The 18,011-nt window shown below is 64.6% G+C and carries 13 protein-coding genes; 10 read left to right on the top strand and 3 right to left on the bottom strand.

Features of this window, described 5'->3' with window-relative positions:
* Window positions 1-415: 415 nt before the first annotated feature.
* The 3 genes from recC to recD are packed head-to-tail and all read left to right on the top strand — an operon-like array spanning window position 416 to window position 9,338.
* On the top strand, window positions 416-3,796 hold the full coding sequence (gene recC, locus I4X03_RS19470; protein WP_223469905.1) for an exodeoxyribonuclease V subunit gamma: 3,381 nt from the start codon (window positions 416-418) through the stop codon (window positions 3,794-3,796).
* A complete protein-coding gene (gene recB, locus I4X03_RS19465; protein ID WP_223469904.1) occupies window positions 3,793-7,422 on the top strand; it encodes an exodeoxyribonuclease V subunit beta in 3,630 nt (1,209 codons plus the stop codon). The genes recC and recB overlap by 4 nt, the downstream gene beginning before the upstream one ends.
* Entirely contained in the window at window positions 7,419-9,338 is a 1,920-nt protein-coding gene (gene recD / locus I4X03_RS19460; RefSeq protein WP_223469903.1) for an exodeoxyribonuclease V subunit alpha, read from the top strand. Before recB ends, recD begins: the two co-directional genes overlap by 4 nt.
* On the opposite strand, the gene I4X03_RS19455 is transcribed toward recD, so the two are convergent.
* Both I4X03_RS19455 and I4X03_RS19450 read right to left on the bottom strand, forming a co-directional pair.
* Window positions 9,335-10,183, bottom strand: coding sequence for a serine hydrolase (locus tag I4X03_RS19455; protein ID WP_370660534.1), 849 nt, complete (start codon window positions 10,181-10,183; stop codon window positions 9,335-9,337). The genes recD and I4X03_RS19455 overlap by 4 nt on opposite strands.
* 327 nt (window positions 10,184-10,510) lie before the next feature.
* Window positions 10,511-11,527 (bottom strand): sulfate ABC transporter substrate-binding protein, encoded by a 1,017-nt coding sequence (locus I4X03_RS19450; protein ID WP_223469901.1) that lies wholly within the window; start codon window positions 11,525-11,527, stop codon window positions 10,511-10,513.
* Window positions 11,528-11,758: 231 nt separating this feature from the next.
* On the opposite strand from I4X03_RS19450, the gene I4X03_RS19445 reads away from it, so the two are divergent.
* From I4X03_RS19445 to I4X03_RS19435, 3 genes are all read left to right on the top strand, one after another.
* On the top strand, window positions 11,759-12,289 hold the full coding sequence (locus I4X03_RS19445) for a GNAT family N-acetyltransferase (RefSeq protein ID WP_223469900.1): 531 nt from the start codon (window positions 11,759-11,761) through the stop codon (window positions 12,287-12,289).
* Window positions 12,290-12,307: 18 nt separating this feature from the next.
* Window positions 12,308-12,931 carry a YcbK family protein gene (locus tag I4X03_RS19440; protein WP_223469899.1) on the top strand — a complete coding sequence of 208 codons (624 nt, stop codon included), beginning with the start codon at window positions 12,308-12,310 and terminating at the stop codon, window positions 12,929-12,931.
* A gap of 85 nt (window positions 12,932-13,016) precedes the next feature.
* Window positions 13,017-13,316 carry a DUF378 domain-containing protein gene (locus I4X03_RS19435; RefSeq protein ID WP_223469898.1) on the top strand — a complete coding sequence of 100 codons (300 nt, stop codon included), beginning with the start codon at window positions 13,017-13,019 and terminating at the stop codon, window positions 13,314-13,316.
* Between the two features lie 4 nt (window positions 13,317-13,320).
* On the opposite strand, the gene I4X03_RS19430 is transcribed toward I4X03_RS19435, so the two are convergent.
* On the bottom strand, window positions 13,321-13,539 hold the full coding sequence (locus tag I4X03_RS19430) for a DUF3460 family protein (protein WP_223469897.1): 219 nt from the start codon (window positions 13,537-13,539) through the stop codon (window positions 13,321-13,323).
* 115 nt (window positions 13,540-13,654) lie between these two features.
* Here I4X03_RS19430 and I4X03_RS19425 point away from each other — a divergent pair, with 115 nt between their 5' ends.
* The 4 genes from I4X03_RS19425 to I4X03_RS19410 all read left to right on the top strand — a co-directional run bounded on the left by I4X03_RS19425 (window position 13,655) and on the right by I4X03_RS19410 (window position 17,929).
* On the top strand, window positions 13,655-14,086 hold the full coding sequence (locus tag I4X03_RS19425; RefSeq protein WP_223469896.1) for a hypothetical protein: 432 nt from the start codon (window positions 13,655-13,657) through the stop codon (window positions 14,084-14,086).
* A 73-nt stretch (window positions 14,087-14,159) separates the two neighbouring features.
* Window positions 14,160-14,957, top strand: coding sequence for a cystine ABC transporter substrate-binding protein (locus I4X03_RS19420; RefSeq protein WP_370660533.1), 798 nt, complete (start codon window positions 14,160-14,162; stop codon window positions 14,955-14,957).
* Window positions 14,958-14,959: 2 nt separating this feature from the next.
* The gene (locus I4X03_RS19415) at window positions 14,960-15,616 is read left to right on the top strand and encodes an amino acid ABC transporter permease (RefSeq protein WP_223469895.1); all 657 of its coding nucleotides are present in this window, start codon (window positions 14,960-14,962) and stop codon (window positions 15,614-15,616) included.
* Window positions 15,617-15,724: 108 nt separating this feature from the next.
* Window positions 15,725-17,929 carry a putative bifunctional diguanylate cyclase/phosphodiesterase gene (locus I4X03_RS19410; RefSeq protein ID WP_223469894.1) on the top strand — a complete coding sequence of 735 codons (2,205 nt, stop codon included), beginning with the start codon at window positions 15,725-15,727 and terminating at the stop codon, window positions 17,927-17,929.
* Window positions 17,930-18,011 lie beyond the last annotated feature (82 nt).

Raw genomic sequence — 18,011 nt, 5'->3', positions numbered from 1 at the left:
AAGAGATCGACATACTGCTCTTTACTGACGAGCGTGGCTCGCTGAGTTGGGTAGACGTAACTTACGGTTTGGCGAACATCGGGCCTATGCCTGAATGACTGGTTCCAGGTGCGCAAATCGGTGCTTCGCCAGTCGTGCGCGACAGGCCGCTGGCGAATATGCCGAAGGTCCGATTCGGGTCGATACCGGACTTGCTCAAGCACAGTGCTGGAACGAATGCAGCGGCCCACTTTGCCGCCGGCGTGACGCGATGATCCAAGCAATTTCTTCCGCGGCCCTTGGCTGATGGATCAATGTACGCTGCCTTTGGTCGACGGCATTTCGTGCGCGTAGATGCCTGCCGGACGACCTACCGCCGGGTCAGTAAAAAGAGTATCCTGTGCCGTCCCGTCCGTACGGTATCATTCCACCCAACATGCCTTCACCCGTCACGCCCGGCCTGCTCATTTTGCACGGCAATCAGATGGAACAATTGCGCGCCGCCGTGTTTGGCTGGCTGCGTAACAATCCGCTCGCCCCGCTGGAGCAAGAAACCATCCTGGTGCAATCGAACGGCGTCGCCGAGTGGCTGAAGATCGCGCTGGCTGAGGAGCTCGGCGTGTGCGCCGCCACCCGGGTGGCGTTGCCCGCGCGGTTCTTGTGGGAAGCCTACCGTGGCATGCTCGGACGCGAGCGCGTGCCAAGCCAGTCTCCGTTCGACAAAGGGCCGCTAACCTGGCGCCTGATGCGGCTGTTGCCATTGCTGCTGGCCGATCCCGTATTCCAGCCGCTGCGCCACTTCCTCGGCGACGGCGACCCGGAGCGCCGCCTGCAGCTGGCCGAGCGCCTGTCCGACCTGTTCGACCAATACCAGGTGTACCGCGCCGACTGGCTGGCCGATTGGGCCGCCGGGCGCGATCAGCTCCGCAACGCGCGCGGCGAGGCGGTTCCGTTGGCGCCCGACCAGCGCTGGCAGGGGCAGCTCTGGCGCGCGGTGATCGACAGCGTTCCGGAGAATGCACGCGCCACTGGCCGCGCGACCGTCCACGACCAGTTCGTGCAGGCCAGCGACCAGGGCCAGGACCCCGCAGGCCGGCTGCCGCGCCGCGTGGTGTTGTTTGGCATATCCGCGTTGCCCTACCAGACCTTGCAGGCCGTCGCCGCGTTGTCGCGCTACACCCAGGTGCTTCTGGCGGTGCCGAATCCGTGCCAGTTCTACTGGGGCGACATCATCGAAGGGCGCGACCTGCTGACCGCGGCGCGCAAGCGCCAGGGGGCGCGCGGCGGCGTCGACCTGTCGGCGATTCCGCTCGAAGAAATGCACGCGCATAGCCATCCGCTGCTGGCAAGCTGGGGAAGGCAGGGGCGCGACTTCGTGCGCATGCTCGACGAGTTCGACAGCGGCGAACAGGCGCGCTTCGAGAACGTGCGCATCGACTTGTTCAGCGAAGGCGAGGGCGCCAGCCTGCTGGAGCAGGTCCAGGCGGCCGTACGCGACATGGTTCCGGTGAAGGATCACGCGCGCGCGCAGACCGCGCATGACGACCGTTCGATCGCCTTTTCGATCGCCCACAGCGTGCAGCGCGAAGTGGAGGTACTGCACGACCAGCTGCTGTCGTGGTTTGAAACCGACGCCACGCTGCGCCCGCGCGACGTGGTGGTGATGGTGCCCGACATCGACACCTTCTCGGCGGCCATCCACGCGGTATTCGACCAGCACAAGCGCAGCGACCCGCGCTACATCCCGTTTGAAATCGGCGACGTCAAGGACCGCAGCGTCAATCCGCTGCTGGTAGCCGTGGAATGGTTGCTGCGCCTGCCGCAGCAGCGCTGCCGCCAGAGCGAAGTGCGCGACCTGCTGGATGTGCCTGCGGTGGCGGCTCGCTTTGGCCTCGACGCCGAAGACCTGCCGCTGCTCGGCCAGTGGATCGAAGGGGCGAGCGTGCGCTGGGGGCTGGACCAGCAGCACCGCGACGGCCTCGGGCTCGGATCGGCCGGTGAGCAGAACGCCTGGATCTTCGGCGTGCGCCGCATGCTGCTCGGTTACGCAAGCGGCGATGGCGCAAACTTCCGCGAGATCGAGCCATACAAGGAAGTCGGCGGACTCGATGCGGCGCTGGCCGGGTCGCTGGCGCAGCTGATCGAAACGCTGCTGGAATGGCGCGCCAGGCTGGCGGCCTCGCACACCCCGCAGGAATGGGGCGTCCATGCACGCGCGCTGCTCGCCGCCTTCTTCAAGCCCGACGATGAAGGCGACAAGCTGACCGTCGCGCAGTTGAACGACGCCTTGCAAGGCTGGCTCGAAACCACCGAGAACGCAGGTTATAACGAGGAGGTGCCGCTGTCGGTGCTGCGCGAAGCCTGGCTTGGCGCGCTCGACGAGCCAACCCTGAACCACCAGTTCGTCTCCGGCGGGGTAACCTTCTGCACCCTGATGCCGATGCGCGCGGTGCCGTTCCGCGTGGTCTGCCTGCTTGGCATGAACGACGGCGACTTTCCGCGCCGCGCGCGCCAGGCTGATTTCGACCTGTTGGCGCTGCCCGGCATGGCGCGTCCGGGCGACCGGTCGCGCCGCGACGATGACCGCTACCTGATGCTCGAAGCCGTGCTGGCCGCGCGCGACAAGCTCTATATCAGCTGGGTCGGGCGCAATGTGCGCGACAACAGCGAGCAGCCGGCATCGGTGCTGGTGTCGCAGCTGCGCGATTACCTCGCCGCTGGCTGGGATGTCGACCTCGACGCGCTGACCACCGTGCACGCGCTGCAGCCGTTCAGTCGCCGCTATTTTGAAGAAGGCGGCTTGCTTACCTACGCGGGTGAGTGGCGCGCCGCGCACGGCCTCGATGCCAGCGCCGGTTCGCAAGACCTGCCGCCGTACGAGCTGGAGCCCGAATACCGCCTGAAGCTGCGCGAGCTGGCTGACTTCCTGCGCCAGCCGGCACGCCACTTCTTCCGGCGCCGCCTTGGCGTCTCGTTTGCCGAGCCTGACCTGCTGGGCGAAGACGAAGAGCCGTTTTCGCTCGACGCTCTCGAACGCTACTTCCTCGAGGACAGCCTGCTGGACGATGGCAGCGAGCAGGAGGCGCGCGACGAAGTCCAGGCCGTGCTGGAGGCCCGGGCCGAACGTCTGGAGCGAGAAGGCGTGCTGCCGATCGGGCTGGTCGGCAAGCGCTGGCAAGAGCAGCTGGTAAGGGAACTGGTGCCGGTGCGAAGCGCCTGGCTCGGTCTGTGCGCGCGCTTCCGGGACGACGCGCCCAAGCTGGCGCTAAGCCTCGACTTTGGCGGCATCCACCTCGATGACTGGATCGACAAACTGCGCGCGGGCGAGGGCGGTACCGTGTGGCTGCTGCAGATGTCCTCGCGGGTGTTGAATAAAAAGGGCGGTCTGCGCGGCGATAAACTGATCGGCGCCTGGCTGCGCCAGCTCGCGGCGGCGGCATCCGGCGTCAACGTCACCGGCTACCTTGTGGCGCGCGACGCCATCGTGACCATGGCGCCGCTGGACCAGTCGCTGGCGCGCGAACAGCTTGGCGTGCTGGTATCGCAATGGCGTCGCAACCTCGATAAGCCGGTGCCGGTAGCCTGCAAGACGGCGCTCGCGCTGGTGCAGGGCGGCGACCCGCGCGCGACGTACAACGGCGGCTTTGAACTGACGGGCGAGGTCGCGGACGAATGCCTGGCGCGCCTGTGGCCCGATTTCTCGGCCCTTGCCGCCGATCCTGAATGGTTCGATTGCGCCAAGGCGCTGTACGGGCCGCTGGCCGAATGGATCGAACAGCACGTCGAAGTGCGGTCGCTTGAGGTGGATGAAACATGAAGCTGGACGCACTGACTTTCCCCCTGCATGGCTCGCGCCTGATCGAGGCCAGCGCCGGCACCGGCAAGACCTGGACCATCGCCGCGCTGTACCTGCGGCTGGTGCTGGGACACGGCGGCGACGATGGATTCGCCCGGCCGCTGCTGCCATCCGAAATCCTTGTGATGACGTTTACGCGCGCGGCAACGCGCGAGCTGTCGAACCGGGTGCGCGAGCGCCTGGTCGAAGCGGCGGCGTATTTCCGCGGCGAGCGTGATGTCAAGGACGGCTACCTGGCCGACCTGGCCGAGGCGAGCGACGCCAACGGCGGCCGCCAGCTGGCAGCGCACCGGCTGGTGCTGGCCGCCGAGACGATGGATGAAGCGGCGATTTTCACGATCGACGCATGGTGCCAGCGTATGCTGCGCGAACACGCCTTCGACAGCGGCAGCCTGTTTGACGAAGAGCTCGTCAGCGACGAGCAAGCGCTGTTTGAAGACGCCGCCCATGACTACTGGCGCCAGAATGTCTACCCGCTCAAGCGCGAGGCGCTTGCCAGCCTGCTGGAATGCTGGTCCGATGTGGGAGCGCTGAAGCAGTCGGTACGCGACCTGGTGCGCCGCGTCGAGGTGCTCGGGCCCGCGCCGGACGAGCTGCTGGAAGAACTGATCGCGCGCGTGCAGCGCGAACAACATGCGCAGCTTGGCCAGCTCAAGCAAGGCTGGGTCGAGCGAGCCAATGACATGGAACGCTGGATCGCCGGACAGCGCGAGGCCGCGCCCAAGTGCTTCAATGGGACCAAGCTGCGCGCCGACTCGCTGGTAAAGTGGTTCGATGCGCTGCGCGCCTGGGCGCTCGACCCGGCCATGCTGATGCCGGACCTGAACGCCACGGCATGGCACCGCCTGACGCCCGATGGCATCACCGACGCCTGCAGCAAGGGATTCATGGCCGACGTCCCCGCCTGTTTTGAATTCACCACCGACCTGTGGGATGCGCTCAAGGCGATCGATCCGCTGTCGCACGGCTTGTACCGTCATGCCGCCGCCAGTATCGCGCGGCGGATGGCGGAACTGAAGCGGCGCGGCCGCCAGTTCGGCTTTGCCGACATGCTCGACCGCCTCAAGGCCGCGCTCGAAGGCCCGAATGGCGAAGCACTGCGCAAGCGCATCACCGACCAGTTTCCGGTCGCGATGGTGGACGAATTCCAGGATACCTCGCCTGACCAGTACCGCATTTTCAACCTGCTGTACCGCGTGGCCGACAATGACAGCAGCCACGGGCTGTTCCTGATCGGCGACCCGAAGCAGTCGATCTACGGCTTCCGCGGCGCCGACATTCACAGCTACCTGTCGGCACGCCAGGCTACCGAGGGCCGCCATTACCAGCTGGGCACCAACTACCGCTCGACCGCGGCGCTGGTCGAAGCGGTCAACCGCCTGTTCCTGCACGCCGAGGGCCACGGCGACCACTGCGGCTATGCCGCCGGTGCTTTCCGCTTCCGCAAGGGCGCGGTCAACCCGCTGCCCTTCGAGGCGGTTGGCGCGACCGATAAAACAGAGCGGCTGGTTGGGGTCGACGGACCTTACCAGGCGCTGGCCGTGTCCTGCAGCGACCGCGACGACTTGCGTGCCGATGACTATCGCGCGTTTTTCGCGCATCACTGCGCCGAGCATATCGTCGGCGTGCTGAACGACCCGCATGCCGGGTTCGACGACGACGGCAAGTTCACCCGCCTGGTTCCGGCAAATATCGCCATCCTGGTGCGCGACCGGCGCGAGGCGGCGGCGATCCGCAATGCGCTGGCCCAGCGCAAGGTGGCCAGCGTGTATTTGTCCGACAAGGACTCGGTGCTTGACAGCGACGAGGCGGCCGACGTGCTGCGATGGCTGCATGCGGTTGCCAATCCCCTCGACGGTTCGCTGGCGCGCGCCGCTTTTGCGACCCGCACCGCCGGCCTGGCGTTGGCGGAACTGGCACGGCTCTCGGCCGATGAACTGGAATGGGAAGTTCGTGTCGAACAGTTGAAGGCGCTGCACACCGTGTGGCAACGCCAGGGCGTGCTGGCCATGCTGCGCCGCTTCATCCACGAACTGGGGCTGCCATCGGCGCTGCTGCGCGAGGCGGGCGGCGAGCGCAGGCTGACCAACCTGCTGCACCTGGCCGAGCTGCTGCAGTCGGCCAGCAGCCAGCTCGATGGCGAGCAGGCGCTGATTCGCTGGTTCGCCGAGCAGGTGGCAGGGCAGGGCGAGAGCAGCGACGAGCGCGTGCTGCGGCTGGAAAGTGATGCCGACCTGGTCAAGGTCGTCACCGTGCATAAATCCAAGGGCCTTGAGTATCCGCTGGTGTACCTGCCGTTCGCGGTCACCGCGCGCAAGACCGATCGACGCAACCGCAGCTTCTTCGAGTTCGTGACCGCCGACGGCGTGCGCCGCATCGACCTCGCACTGTCGGACGAATCATTGACCGCGGTGGACCGCGCCCGCATCGAGGAAGACCTGCGCCTGCTGTATGTGGCGCTGACCCGGGCGCGCCACTTCCTGTGGCTGGGTGTCGCCGCGGTGGCGGCGCCCAAGGGCGGAACCAATCGCCTGCATGATTCGGCGCTGGGCTACTTGCTAGGCGGCGGCAATCCGATTGCGGCGGCCGACCTGCAGGCACACTGGGAGCGCCTGCGCGGCGACCTCGCAGCGATTGATCTGCGCACACTGGCGGCGCCGGAAGGCATGACGATGCTGGAGCGCGCCGACGTGCGCCCGGAATTGATCGACGCCGCGCCGTTCGACGCCGAGTTCGAGCGCGACTGGTCGGTCGGTTCGTTCACGTCACTGACGCGGCAGACCAGCGCCGCGCCGATGCGCGCGCAGGAAGAGACACTGCTGGAAGAGACCGACGCAGTCGCGCTGGTGCGTACCGAAGAAGCGCCATGGCATCGCTTCCCGCGCGGCTCGGTGCCGGGCAATTTCCTGCACGAGCAGCTGGAGTGGATGGGGCAGGAGGGATTTGCCATCGTTGACGACGCCAGTTTCGACACCCGGCTTGCCCAGCGCTGCGAGCGCGCGGGCTGGGCCAACCGGCAGGATGACGCCATCGCGTGGCTGAAGGTGGTGGCGAGCACGCCGCTGCCGCAGCTTGGCGTGCCGCTGGCGGAGCTGGAGAACGTGCTGCCGGAGATGGAGTTCTGGTTCCCGAGCGAACACCTGCGCTCAGGCGAACTTGACCGCCTGTGCCGCGCGCACCTGCTGGGCGATACCGTGCGCCCGGCGCTGCCGGAACGCCAGCTGCACGGCATGCTGAAAGGCTTCGCCGACCTGGTGTTCGAACACGATGGCCGCTATTGGGTACTCGATTACAAATCGAATGCGCTGGGACCTGGCGACGCCGCCTACACCCGCGCTGCGATGGCGGCAGGAATGGCGGCGCACCGCTACGACATCCAGGGAGCGATCTACATGCTCGCGCTGCACCGGCTGTTAAAGAGCCGCCTTGGCGGCGAATACGATCCGGCCCGGCAGCTTGGCGGCGCGGTGTTCCTGTTCCTGCGCGGTATCGCCAACGAAAAAACACGCGGCTGCTACCTGATCGAGCCGGACATCGCGCTGCTCGACGGACTTGACGCCCTTCTTGGCGCAATGGAGACCGCATGAAGAACGAGTTGCCGCAATCCGATCTGTGGAGCCAGGTCGCGCTGTTGACCGAGGCCGGCGAGATGCGGCGCCTGTCCGGCGCCTTTGCACGCTTCGTGGCGTCGCTTGGCAGCGATTCGCCCGCGCTGATGGTGGCCTGCCTGGTGCTGTCGGAACTGGAAGGGCGCGGCCACAGCTGCCTGGTGCTGGACGACCTGGCGGCGGGTCCGCACGCGCTGCTCGGGTGGACCGCGGATCAGTGGAATGAACTGGCAGCGGCCGCCGGCACGCTGCCGCGCAATGCCAAGGGGTGGAGCGAGCAGCTCACCGCGGCCGAACAGGTCTGGCACGCGGGTGACCTCGACTTCGACCAGCCGCTCGTTCTCGATGGCGGCCGCCTGTATTTGCGCCGCTACTGGCGCGACGAAGCGCTGGTCGCCGACACCATCCGGACCCGCGCCGCCAATGTGCGCCAGGTCGATGCGGCAGACGTCAAGCTGAAGGTGGACCGGCTGTTTGCATCCGCACGCAGCGGAGAATCGCCGGACTGGCAGAAGCTGGCAAGTACGATCGCGTTGCGCGGGTCCGTATCCATCATCACGGGCGGGCCAGGTACCGGCAAGACCTACACCGTGGCGCGCCTGATCGCGCTGCTGTTTGCCACCTCCGCCGATCCCGGCCACCTTCGCATCGCGCTTGCCGCGCCGACCGGAAAAGCAGCCGCGCGCCTCAAGCAGTCGATTGACAAGGCACTGGACGAACTGGTCGACAAGGTCGGCGACCTGAACCTCAAGGAGCTGGCGGCGCGCATGGGCTCCGCGCGGACGCTCCACAGCCTGCTGGGCGCGCGCCCCGATACGCGCTCGTTCGCGCACAACAAGGGCAATCCGCTCGATGTCGACGTCCTGATCGTCGACGAAGCATCGATGGTGCACCTTGAGATGATGGCCAGCCTGCTCGACGCCTTGCCGCCGCATGCGATGCTGGTTCTCCTCGGCGACAAGGACCAGCTGGCGTCGGTCGAGGCGGGCGCGGTGCTGGGGGACTTGTGCCACGACGCGCAGGCCGGCGGCTACACGCAGGCGACCCTGGACTACGCGTTGGCCACCAGCGGCGAGGAGATCCCGGCGTCGTACACCGGAAACGCCGGAGCGCTGGCCCAGCAGACCGTGATGCTGCGCCACAGCCGCCGCTTCGGCGGGCCGATTGGCCAGCTTGCGCTGGCGGTCAACGGCGGCGACGTCGAGCGCGCCCACCAGGTGCTGCGCGCGGGTGGCCCGGTCGAATGGATCGAGCACGCGCACCAGCAGCACGTGGTGCAGCTGGGATTGGATGGCTACACGCCCTACCTGGACGCGATCCGCGCAGGCGGCGGCTCGGGCGATTCGGCATGGGTGAGCGGCGTGCTGCATCGCTTCGAAGCGTTTCGCATCCTGTGCGCGGTGCGCGACGGCGAGTGGGGTGTGGATGGGCTCAATGGCGCGATCGAACACAAGCTCCAGGGCGCAGGGCTGATCCGGCGCCATGGCGAATGGTATGTGGGCCGTCCGGTGATGGTGACGCGGAACGACTACGGCACCGGCGTCTTCAACGGCGATATCGGCCTGACACTGAACGACCCGGCACGGCCGGGCTCATTGCGGGTGTACTTCCTGGAAGGGGACAAGGTGCGCAGCGTGCTGGCCACCCGCCTGCGCAACGTCGAAACCGCGTATGCGATGACGGTGCATAAATCGCAGGGGTCTGAGTTCAGCCACACGGTGATGGCGCTGCCGCGCGACGGCAAGATGATCGCGCGCGAGCTTGTCTACACCGGCATTACGCGGGCCAGCGAGCGCTTCACGCTGGTGTCGCCGGCCAGCGCGGTGCTGGGCGAGGCGATCTCGCGCAAGACGCAGCGGGCTAGCGGACTGCGCGAGCTGATAGCGCGGGCTTAACGGCGGCGGCGCTTCTGTTTCGAGGCCACCTTGGCGCGTTTGCGCAGGGTCGGCTTGCGCGTGCTGGCCTTGGCCATCACCGGCGACTCGCCGTTGTTGATGAAGCGGCGGATGTTCAGCGCGTCGAGAACGCGCGATGAACTTGACTTAGCATTAAGCATCACCAGCGTCGCGTTCTTGCCCGCGGTGGTGATGCGCATGATCAGGCAGCGTCCCGCTTCTTCGGTATAGCCGGTCTTCGACAGGCCGATGTCCCAGCCTTTGGCGCCGACCAGGCGGTTGGTGTTGCGGTACTCGACACGGCGGCCGTTAATACGGATCATGTCCTTGGCATCGGTGGTCATCTCGACGATGGTCGGGTAGGTGGCCGCTGCGGCAGCCATCTTGACCAGGTCGCCCGCTGTGGATTTGTTCGCCGGGGACAGGCCGGTCGGTTCTTCAATCACGGTATGGGTCATGCCCAGCGCACGGATCTTGGCGCGTACCGCCGCCTTGAAACCGACAGTGCCGCCTTCAAACGTGCGCGCAAGGGATGCGGCGGCACGGTTATCCGACGACATCAGGGCCAGGTGCAGCACGTCGCGGCGGCTGATCTTGGCGCCCACCGGCACGCGCGAAGTGCTGTGCTTGAGGGTGTCGACGTCGCGTTGATGGATCGCGATCATTTCATCCATGTTCTGGTTGGCGTCGAGCACCACCATGGCGGTCATCAGCTTGGTCAGCGACGCGATCGACACGACGCGGTCGGCGTTTTTTTCCAGCAGTACTTTGCCGGTGCCGTCTTCAATGACGAGCACCGACTGCGATCCGAACGGCACCGCGAATGCGGCTGCAGAGACGGACATCAGTACGCTGGCGAGAATTTTTTTGATCATCGGTTGTGACTGTTTTTCGTGAAAAGTAGTGAGTGAGCGTCGGAGCGCGGGGGATGCGCACGGAATAGAACGCGTATAGCTGTAAAGCAACTACTCTAGGGCGAAGATATCACCATGGATGAGTGGTGTCTATGGCGCACAAACCAAAAACGGCCTGAACAGTAAATTAGATGTGGTTAATTTCTCTTAGGCAAACGCTAAGCTGGTGCAGCGTCCACACGCCGGCCAAAAAAATTCCCGCTAGAGCGGGAATCTGTACTGGGCAATGCCCAGGCCGACAAGGGCAGGTGCGGAAACTTACTTGGTCTGGTAAATCTTGTCGAACTCGCCACCGTCGTCGAAGTGCTTCTTCTGCGCCGCTTTCCAGCCGCCAAATACTTCATCGACCGAGAACAGCGCGATCGGCTTGTAGTTCGCTTCGAACTTCTTGTACACCGCTTGCGAACGCGGACGCAGGAAGTGCTTGGCGCCGATGGTCTGGCCTTGTTCCGAGTACAGGAAGTTAAGGTAGGCAGTGGCCTGCTTGCGTACGCCGCGGCGATCGACGACCTTGTCGACTACGGCCACCGGCGATTCGGCCAGAATCGACATGCTTGGATAAACGACCTCAAAGTTGTCGCCGAACTCGCTGCGCACCATCTGCACTTCATTCTCGAACGTCACCAGGGCATCGCCGATTTCGCGCTGGGTGAAGGTGGTGGTCGCAGCACGGCCGCCGGCGTCCAGGATCGGCACGTTCTTGAAGATCCGGGTGACCAGGTCGCGCGCCTGCGCTTCGGTGCCGCCTTTTTTAAGCACCGAACCCCATGCCGCCAGGTAGGTGTAGCGGCCGTTGCCGGCGGTTTTAGGATTCGGGATCACCACCTTGACGCCAGGCTTGGCCAGGTCGTCCCAGTTCTTGATGGCTTTCGGATTGCCTTTACGGACCAGGATCACCATGGTCGAGTAGTAGGGGGCCGCATTGTTCGGAAACTTCTTGGCCCAGTCCTTCGCCACCAGGCCCCGATCGGCCAGCATGTCGATGTCGTTGGCCTGGTTCATCGTCACGACCGAGGCTTCGAGCCCGTCCGCCACCGAACGCGCCTGCTTGCTCGAGCCGCCGTGCGATTGCTTGATGTTGAGGGTTTGGCCGGTGGTCTTCTTGTACTCGGCGATGAAGGCCGGGTTGATTTCCTTATATAGCTCGCGGGCCACATCGTAAGAAACATTGAGCAGTTCGGCGTCAGCGGCACTGGCGCTGAACGGCAGGGCGAAAGCGCCGAAGGCGAGGGCGATGATGCCGCGGCGGACGTGTGCGATGTTTTTGGTATGCATGGTTACAATGTGCCTCTATTGTGGAAACAGAACTGCATAGTCTAAAATTCGCGGCGAAAACGGAAGTATTCTTTCGTCATATGCTTAGATGGCAACCTGGGGATCGGCGATTTGCCGACCGACTCGTCGTGACAGCGCAACGCTTCACCCCAGGTTTCAATGTATAGTCGCGCCTATGTGGTTTGAATGACGGCAATGTGTTTTGCCCGGGATTATTATTTTTGAATGCATATGGGTATTGAGATTCGCACTGCTGTACCGGAGGACGCCACTGCCGTGTGTGCTGTCCTGCGCCGTTCGATCACCGAATGCTGCGCGGACGACCACCAGAACTGTCCTGCCATCCTGGCTTCCTGGCTTGGCAACAAGACGCCCGAAACCGTGGCGACCTGGTTCGCCACCCCCACCAACCATACGCTGGTCGCCGTCATCGACGGCGACGTCGTTGGCGTTGCCTTGCTGACCCAGGCTGGCAAAGTCTCCCTGTGCTACGTCCTGCCCGAGGTGATGCACCGCGGCGCCGGCAAGCTGCTGCTGGCGGGACTGGAGCAGCAGGCGCGGGCCTGGGGAATCTCTGTCATCAAACTCAAGAGCACGGTCAGCGCCCACGACTTTTTCGCCCGCAACGGTTACATCAACGGCGGCAAGGAAATGTCCTGTTTTGGAATCGAAAGCGATTTCTTTTGGAAAAACCTGAACGAGCCGGTCACTGACGCATCGCTGGACGCCCGCAAACGCTTTTGCGGTTGCACCGGTCAATAATATTTTTAAGAAAACCAGATGCTCACACGCAGAAACTTCCTTCACCGCAGCCTTGCGGCCGCCGGCGCGCTGTCGGTGCCGCTGATTGGCGCATCGACCGCGATGGCCACCGACATCGCACCGCCGCCCGACCTGTTCGACGCGCAGGCGCTCGATATCGATTTCTGGCTGCGCCCGCGGGTGCTGAACGTGACCCGTCCGGCCAGCGGCGAAAAGGCCAGGCTGCTGTACTGGAAAGACGGCGACATCATCGATTCGGCCTACCAGGAGCTATGTCACCTGCTACGCGACGTCAATGGCAAGGAAACCGCGCCGATCGACCCGAAACTGTTCGAAACGCTGTGGGGCGCCCAGGCGTTCATCGAACGCTACGGCATGACGCAGCCGCTCGAGATCCTTTCCGGCTACCGCACGGTCAAGTCGAACGCGCGCCTGATCGAGCAGGGTATTCCCGCAGCGCGCCAGTCGCTGCACACGCAAGGCAAGGCGGCCGACATCCGCATCGCCAGCCTGAACCCGGAAGTATTGGGCGAGCTGGTACGCAGCTTCCGCCAGGGCGGGGTCGGCTTCTACTACCGCGCCAGCGCGAGCGGCGGCTGGATCCACGCCGATACCGGCGTCAAGCGCAGCTGGAAGGGCTGATCCGCCATCTGGTCGAACCTTGTGCCTCCTTTTGCGGTCGTAGCAATAGGCCACCGCCCCGGGTGGCTTCCAACAGGAGGCAACAATGGCAACGATGAACGCACCTACGATGGAACGGCGCCATATCCCTGAGCGGCGCAGTACCGGCACCGCGGCGCGCGGATCCAAAATGAACGCCCTCGACTGGGCCGCGACCATCCTGATGATTGTCGGCGGTCTCAACTGGGGGCTGGTCGGCATTTTCAACTTCAACCTGGTGGCGGCGCTGTTTGGCGACCTGACACCGCTGTCGCGGCTGGTCTATGCGCTGGTTGGCGTGGCGGCGCTGTACGGCATTTATATGGCAGCCAAGCTCGCCTCCAGCAAGCCCCCCAGCACCGCCTGACAGTTCACTCATACGAGTAGGGCTTGACGGCGACGCTGTCGCGCTGCTCCCTGGCGCGCTCGGCGATATCTTGCTTGTGGTCCCACCAGATGTACCAGCCGCGCATCTGGTCTTCCGCCACCTCGGGGTGCTGGGCGATATAGTGGTCGAGGAACTGCTCGAACTCCGAGACATATTCGCCAGGCCCGCTGAGGTGGCGCCGCTTGTTCTCGTTTTCACGCATGGCATCCTCCTTGCCGAAAATGGTTTCGACTGCCTGAATGGCAGCAAGTTCGGCATATACGACGGCACGGAAATACCGTAGCATACGGGCCGTTGTTGTTAATTTTCAGGATGCAATGAAGCCAGATCCCCAGACTGCCGCGCCCGAGGGCGAGGCCAAGCCGCGTTTCCGTCCGCGCCCGTGGATTCACCTGGAAACGCCGCAGGATGTCGAGCTGTGGATCGAGGAACACAACCAGAGCCTGATCGAGCATATCCGCCCGCAGGAGACCGGCTATGGCGTGTGCTTCACCCTCGCCGAAGGCGGCAACATCTACATGAACACCGGCGCCGACGCGATCCTGCTCGATGTCGACCAGGATGCCCGCTGGGTCGCCCCGCTGATCGTGGCCGCGACCGGCGCCGAAGAACCGCGCTCCCAGCTGTGGGTACTGCCGGACGACAGGCTGGTCCAGCTGATCATCGGCTTGTCCTCCCTTGTTGCCAGCACAACCCTCGTGGTCGGTCACCGCTTTGGGTCGCGCAACCCGAAAATGGGATACGCGTGACACTTGCTCTAGTGCACATCCGCGGTTTTTCGGTTATAAAAGCAAGCTTAAATCGTTTAGAAATGGCCAATCCATGATCCTGACACGCCGCCGCGCACTGATTCTTCCCGCCGTCTTGATGGCCGCCACGCTGGCGCTGCCGGCCCAGGCCGCGGACCTGCTCGATACTGCCAAGGCGCGCGGCACCTTGCGCATCGCGATGGAGGGAACCTACCCGCCGTTCAATTTCAAGGACCCGAAGACCGGCCAGCTTTCCGGATACGACGTCGACGTGGCCAAGCTGGTTGCCGCCAAGATGGGCTTGAAGCCGGAATTCGTCACGACCGAGTGGAGCGCGATTCTCGCCGGGCTGGGCGCAGGGAAATACGACGCCATCGTCAGCCAGGTCGGCATCAATCCGAAACGCCAGCAAGTCTTCGATTTTTCCGAGCCGTACACCTACTCGAATCCGCAGCTGATCGTGCGCAAGAACGAGCAGGCCAGTTACGCCAGCCTGAATGACTTGAAAGGCAAGAAGCTCGGCGTGGGGCAGGGCAGCGTGTATGAGCAACAGGCCAAGGCCGTCGCTGGCATCGAGGTCAAAAGCTATCCGGCCGCGCCTGAAAACCTGCAAGACCTGGCCGTCGGCCGTATCGACGCGGCGCTCAACGACAGCCTGATGGTCGCCTACCTGCTGAGCAATTCGAAGCTGCCGATCAAGGCCGGCGCGCGCGTCGGCCAGGCCGAGCGCATGGGCATCCCGTTCAAGAAGGGCAATCCAAAGTTCAAGGCGGCGGTCAACAAGGCGCTGCTGGACGCATCGGCCGACGGCAGCCTGCGGCAGGTGTCGATGAAGTGGTTCGGCAGCGACGTGTCGCGCCCGGCGAAGTAAGCATGGCGGAATTGTTCGAGATGCTGCGCGATGCCGCGCCCGTGATGCTCACGGGCGCCGGCTACACCGTCATCTTCGCCATGGCCGCGATGGTCGGCGGCCTGGCGATCGGTTTCCCGGTTGCCGTGATGCGCATGTCGACGTTGGCCATCGTACGCTGGCCGGCCTCGCTGTACGTCAGCATGATGCGCGGCACGCCGCTGCTGGTGCAGATCTTCGTCATCTACTATGGCTTGCCGAGCATCGGCATCGAGTTCGATCCGGTCACCGCCGGCGTGCTGGCGCTGTCGCTCAATTCCGGCGCCTACCTGTCGGAAAGCCTGCGCGGCGCGATCCAGAGCATCAGCCAGGGCCAGTGGCGCGCCAGCTTCAGCCTGGGGCTGGGCTACTGGCAGACCCTGCACCACATCGTCATGCCGCAGGCCCTCCGGGTCGCGGTGCCATCGATGAGCAACACCTTGATCAGCCTGATCAAGGATACCTCGCTGGTATCGGTCATCACCGTCACCGAATTGATGCTTGCCACCAAGGAAGTGATCGCCACGACGTTCCAGCCGCTGCCGCTGTACATCGCTGCGGCCGTCATTTACTGGTGCCTGAGCCTGGCGTTCGAGGCACTGCAGCGCAAGGCGGAAAGGCGCCTCAACCGCGCGCACTGATTCCCGTTGTATATCGGCCTGTCGATCAGCGCTGCTCGACAGCGCCCGTACGCGCATGCTAGTCTAGCCTTTAAGGCAACATGGCCGGATGCGCCAGGGCGAGGTGAAATGGATAACGACAACGATCCAGTGACCAATACAAGCGAGCGGGCGCACAGCGCCGGTATGCGGGTGCAGCCCAACGGCGCCGGTCCCGGCCTGATGATGGTCGATAGCGATCCCCAGTTCCTGGCTGGCGCGGTCGTCGATGTGTGCGGCGTGACCCTTGACCGGCTGCGCTACGAAGAAGAGCAGGCTTATTACAACGACCTGTATTTACTCTCGCCGGTCGGCTACCTCGTCGTCGCTTTCGACCAGACCATCTTACAAGCCAACCTGGTCGGCGCCGAGATGCTCGGCATCGCGCGCAACGCGACCCAGGCGCACCGCCTGCGCGACTTCGTCGGCCGTACCTACCTGCCGGACTTCGACCATTTCTTCGGCAAGGCGATCAACTCCGCCGCGCCGGTCCAGTGCCGCCTCCAACTGCGCCACAGCGCCGGCGAGCGGCTGCAAGTGACGCTGCTGGCCAGCGCCGACGGCAGCGGCCAGGCCTGCCGCGTGATGATCGAACGGGCCGAAGGAAGGCAGGCCGCGGTCGAACGCAACGAAGAACGCTTCCGCCGCATCGTTCACAGCGCCGAAGAGGGAATCTGGGAAATCAACGCGCAATCGATTACCACCTTCGTCAATCCGAAAATGGCGTCGATGCTCGGCTACATGATCGAGGACATGCTGGACCGCCCGCTGACCGATTTCATGGACGAAGAAGGGCGCATCATCTTGCAGCGGAACATCGCGCGCCGGCAGCAGGGCATCGCCGAACGCCACGAGTTCAAGTTTTTGCGCAAGGACGGCCGCGACGTCTGGACCACGATGGCCACCAACCCGATCCTCAACGCCAGCGGGGCTTATCTTGGGGCGCTCGCGCTGGTCACCGACATCACCGACCGCAAGGTCTCCACCGAATTGATCTGGCAGCAGGCCAACTTCGACCATCTCACCGGCCTGCCGAACCGCCACATGTTCATGGACCGGCTAAGCCAGGAAACCCGCAAGGCCGACCGCACAGCCGCCTTCCTGGCGCTGATGTTCATCGACCTCGATCACTTCAAGGAAGTCAACGACCAGCACGGGCATGCGGCCGGCGACGCGGTGCTGGTGGAAGCCACGCGCCGGATCGCCTCGTGCGTGCGCTCGACCGACACGTTGGCGCGGCTGGGCGGCGACGAGTTCACGGTGATCCTCGCGGGGCTTGACCATGTCGGCAGCGTGGAGCGGATCGCCCAGGCGATGATTGCAGCGCTGTCGCAGGCGTTCGAGATCGGCGGGCAGCGCATCTTCATTTCGGCCAGCATCGGCATCGCCCTGTACCCGCCGGACGCGCGCGACCTCGACGCGCTGCTGTCGAACGCCGACCAGGCGATGTACGCTTCCAAGAACGGCGGGCGCAACCGCTTCAGCTACTTCACTCCCGACCTGCAGGCCGCGGCCAGCGCCCGTCAGAACATGGGCGCCGACCTGCGCGCCGCGATCGCCGCCCAGCAGTTCGAGATCCTGTACCAGCCGATCGTCTCGCTGCATTCGGGCGCCGTGTACAAGGCCGAAGCGCTGCTGCGCTGGCGCCACCCCACGCGCGGGCTGCTCGGGCCGGCGGAGTTTATTCCGTTCGCCGAGTCGAACGGCCTGATCGGCCAGATCGGCGACTGGGTGTTCCGCGAAGCCGCGCGCCAGGCGCATGCCTGGCAGGCGGCGATTGATCCTTCGTTCCAGGTCAGCGTCAACAAGTCACCGGTGCAGTTCCGCCGCGACGCCGACATGTACGAGGGCTGGTTCGGATATATCGAAGAACTGGGACTGCCGCGCCAGAGCATCATCATCGAGATCACCGAGAGCATTCTGATGCAGGGCGCCGACCAGGTGCTCGAACGGCTGCGGCACTTCCGCGCGATGGGGCTGCAGGTGGCGCTGGATGATTTCGGTACCGGGTATTCGTCGTTGTCGCACCTGAAGCGGTTCGATATCGACTACGTCAAGATCGACCAGTCTTTTGTGTCGCAACTGGAGGTTGACCTGGGCGACCTGGCGCTGTGCGAGGCGATCATCGTGATGGCGCACAAGCTGGGCCTGAAAGTGGTGGCGGAAGGAGTGGAGACCGAGGGGCAGCGGCAGTTGCTGCTGGCTGCAGGATGCGACTATGCGCAGGGGTATGTGTTCGCGCATCCGATGCCGGCGGCGCAGTTTGAAAAAATGGCGCGGGAGTCGCTGCGATAAATCGGCGGATGCGCGCGTCGCGCTTATCCGCCCTACGAATGGCCATCAGCCGTAGGGCGGATAAGGTCGGAGACCGCATCCG

The sequence above is a fragment of the Massilia soli genome, assembly GCF_016809835.1.
Classification (GTDB): domain Bacteria; phylum Pseudomonadota; class Gammaproteobacteria; order Burkholderiales; family Burkholderiaceae_D; genus Telluria_A; species Telluria_A soli.
Note: the sequence above shows the minus strand (reverse complement) of the source record. Positions and strands in the feature narration are given on the sequence as shown.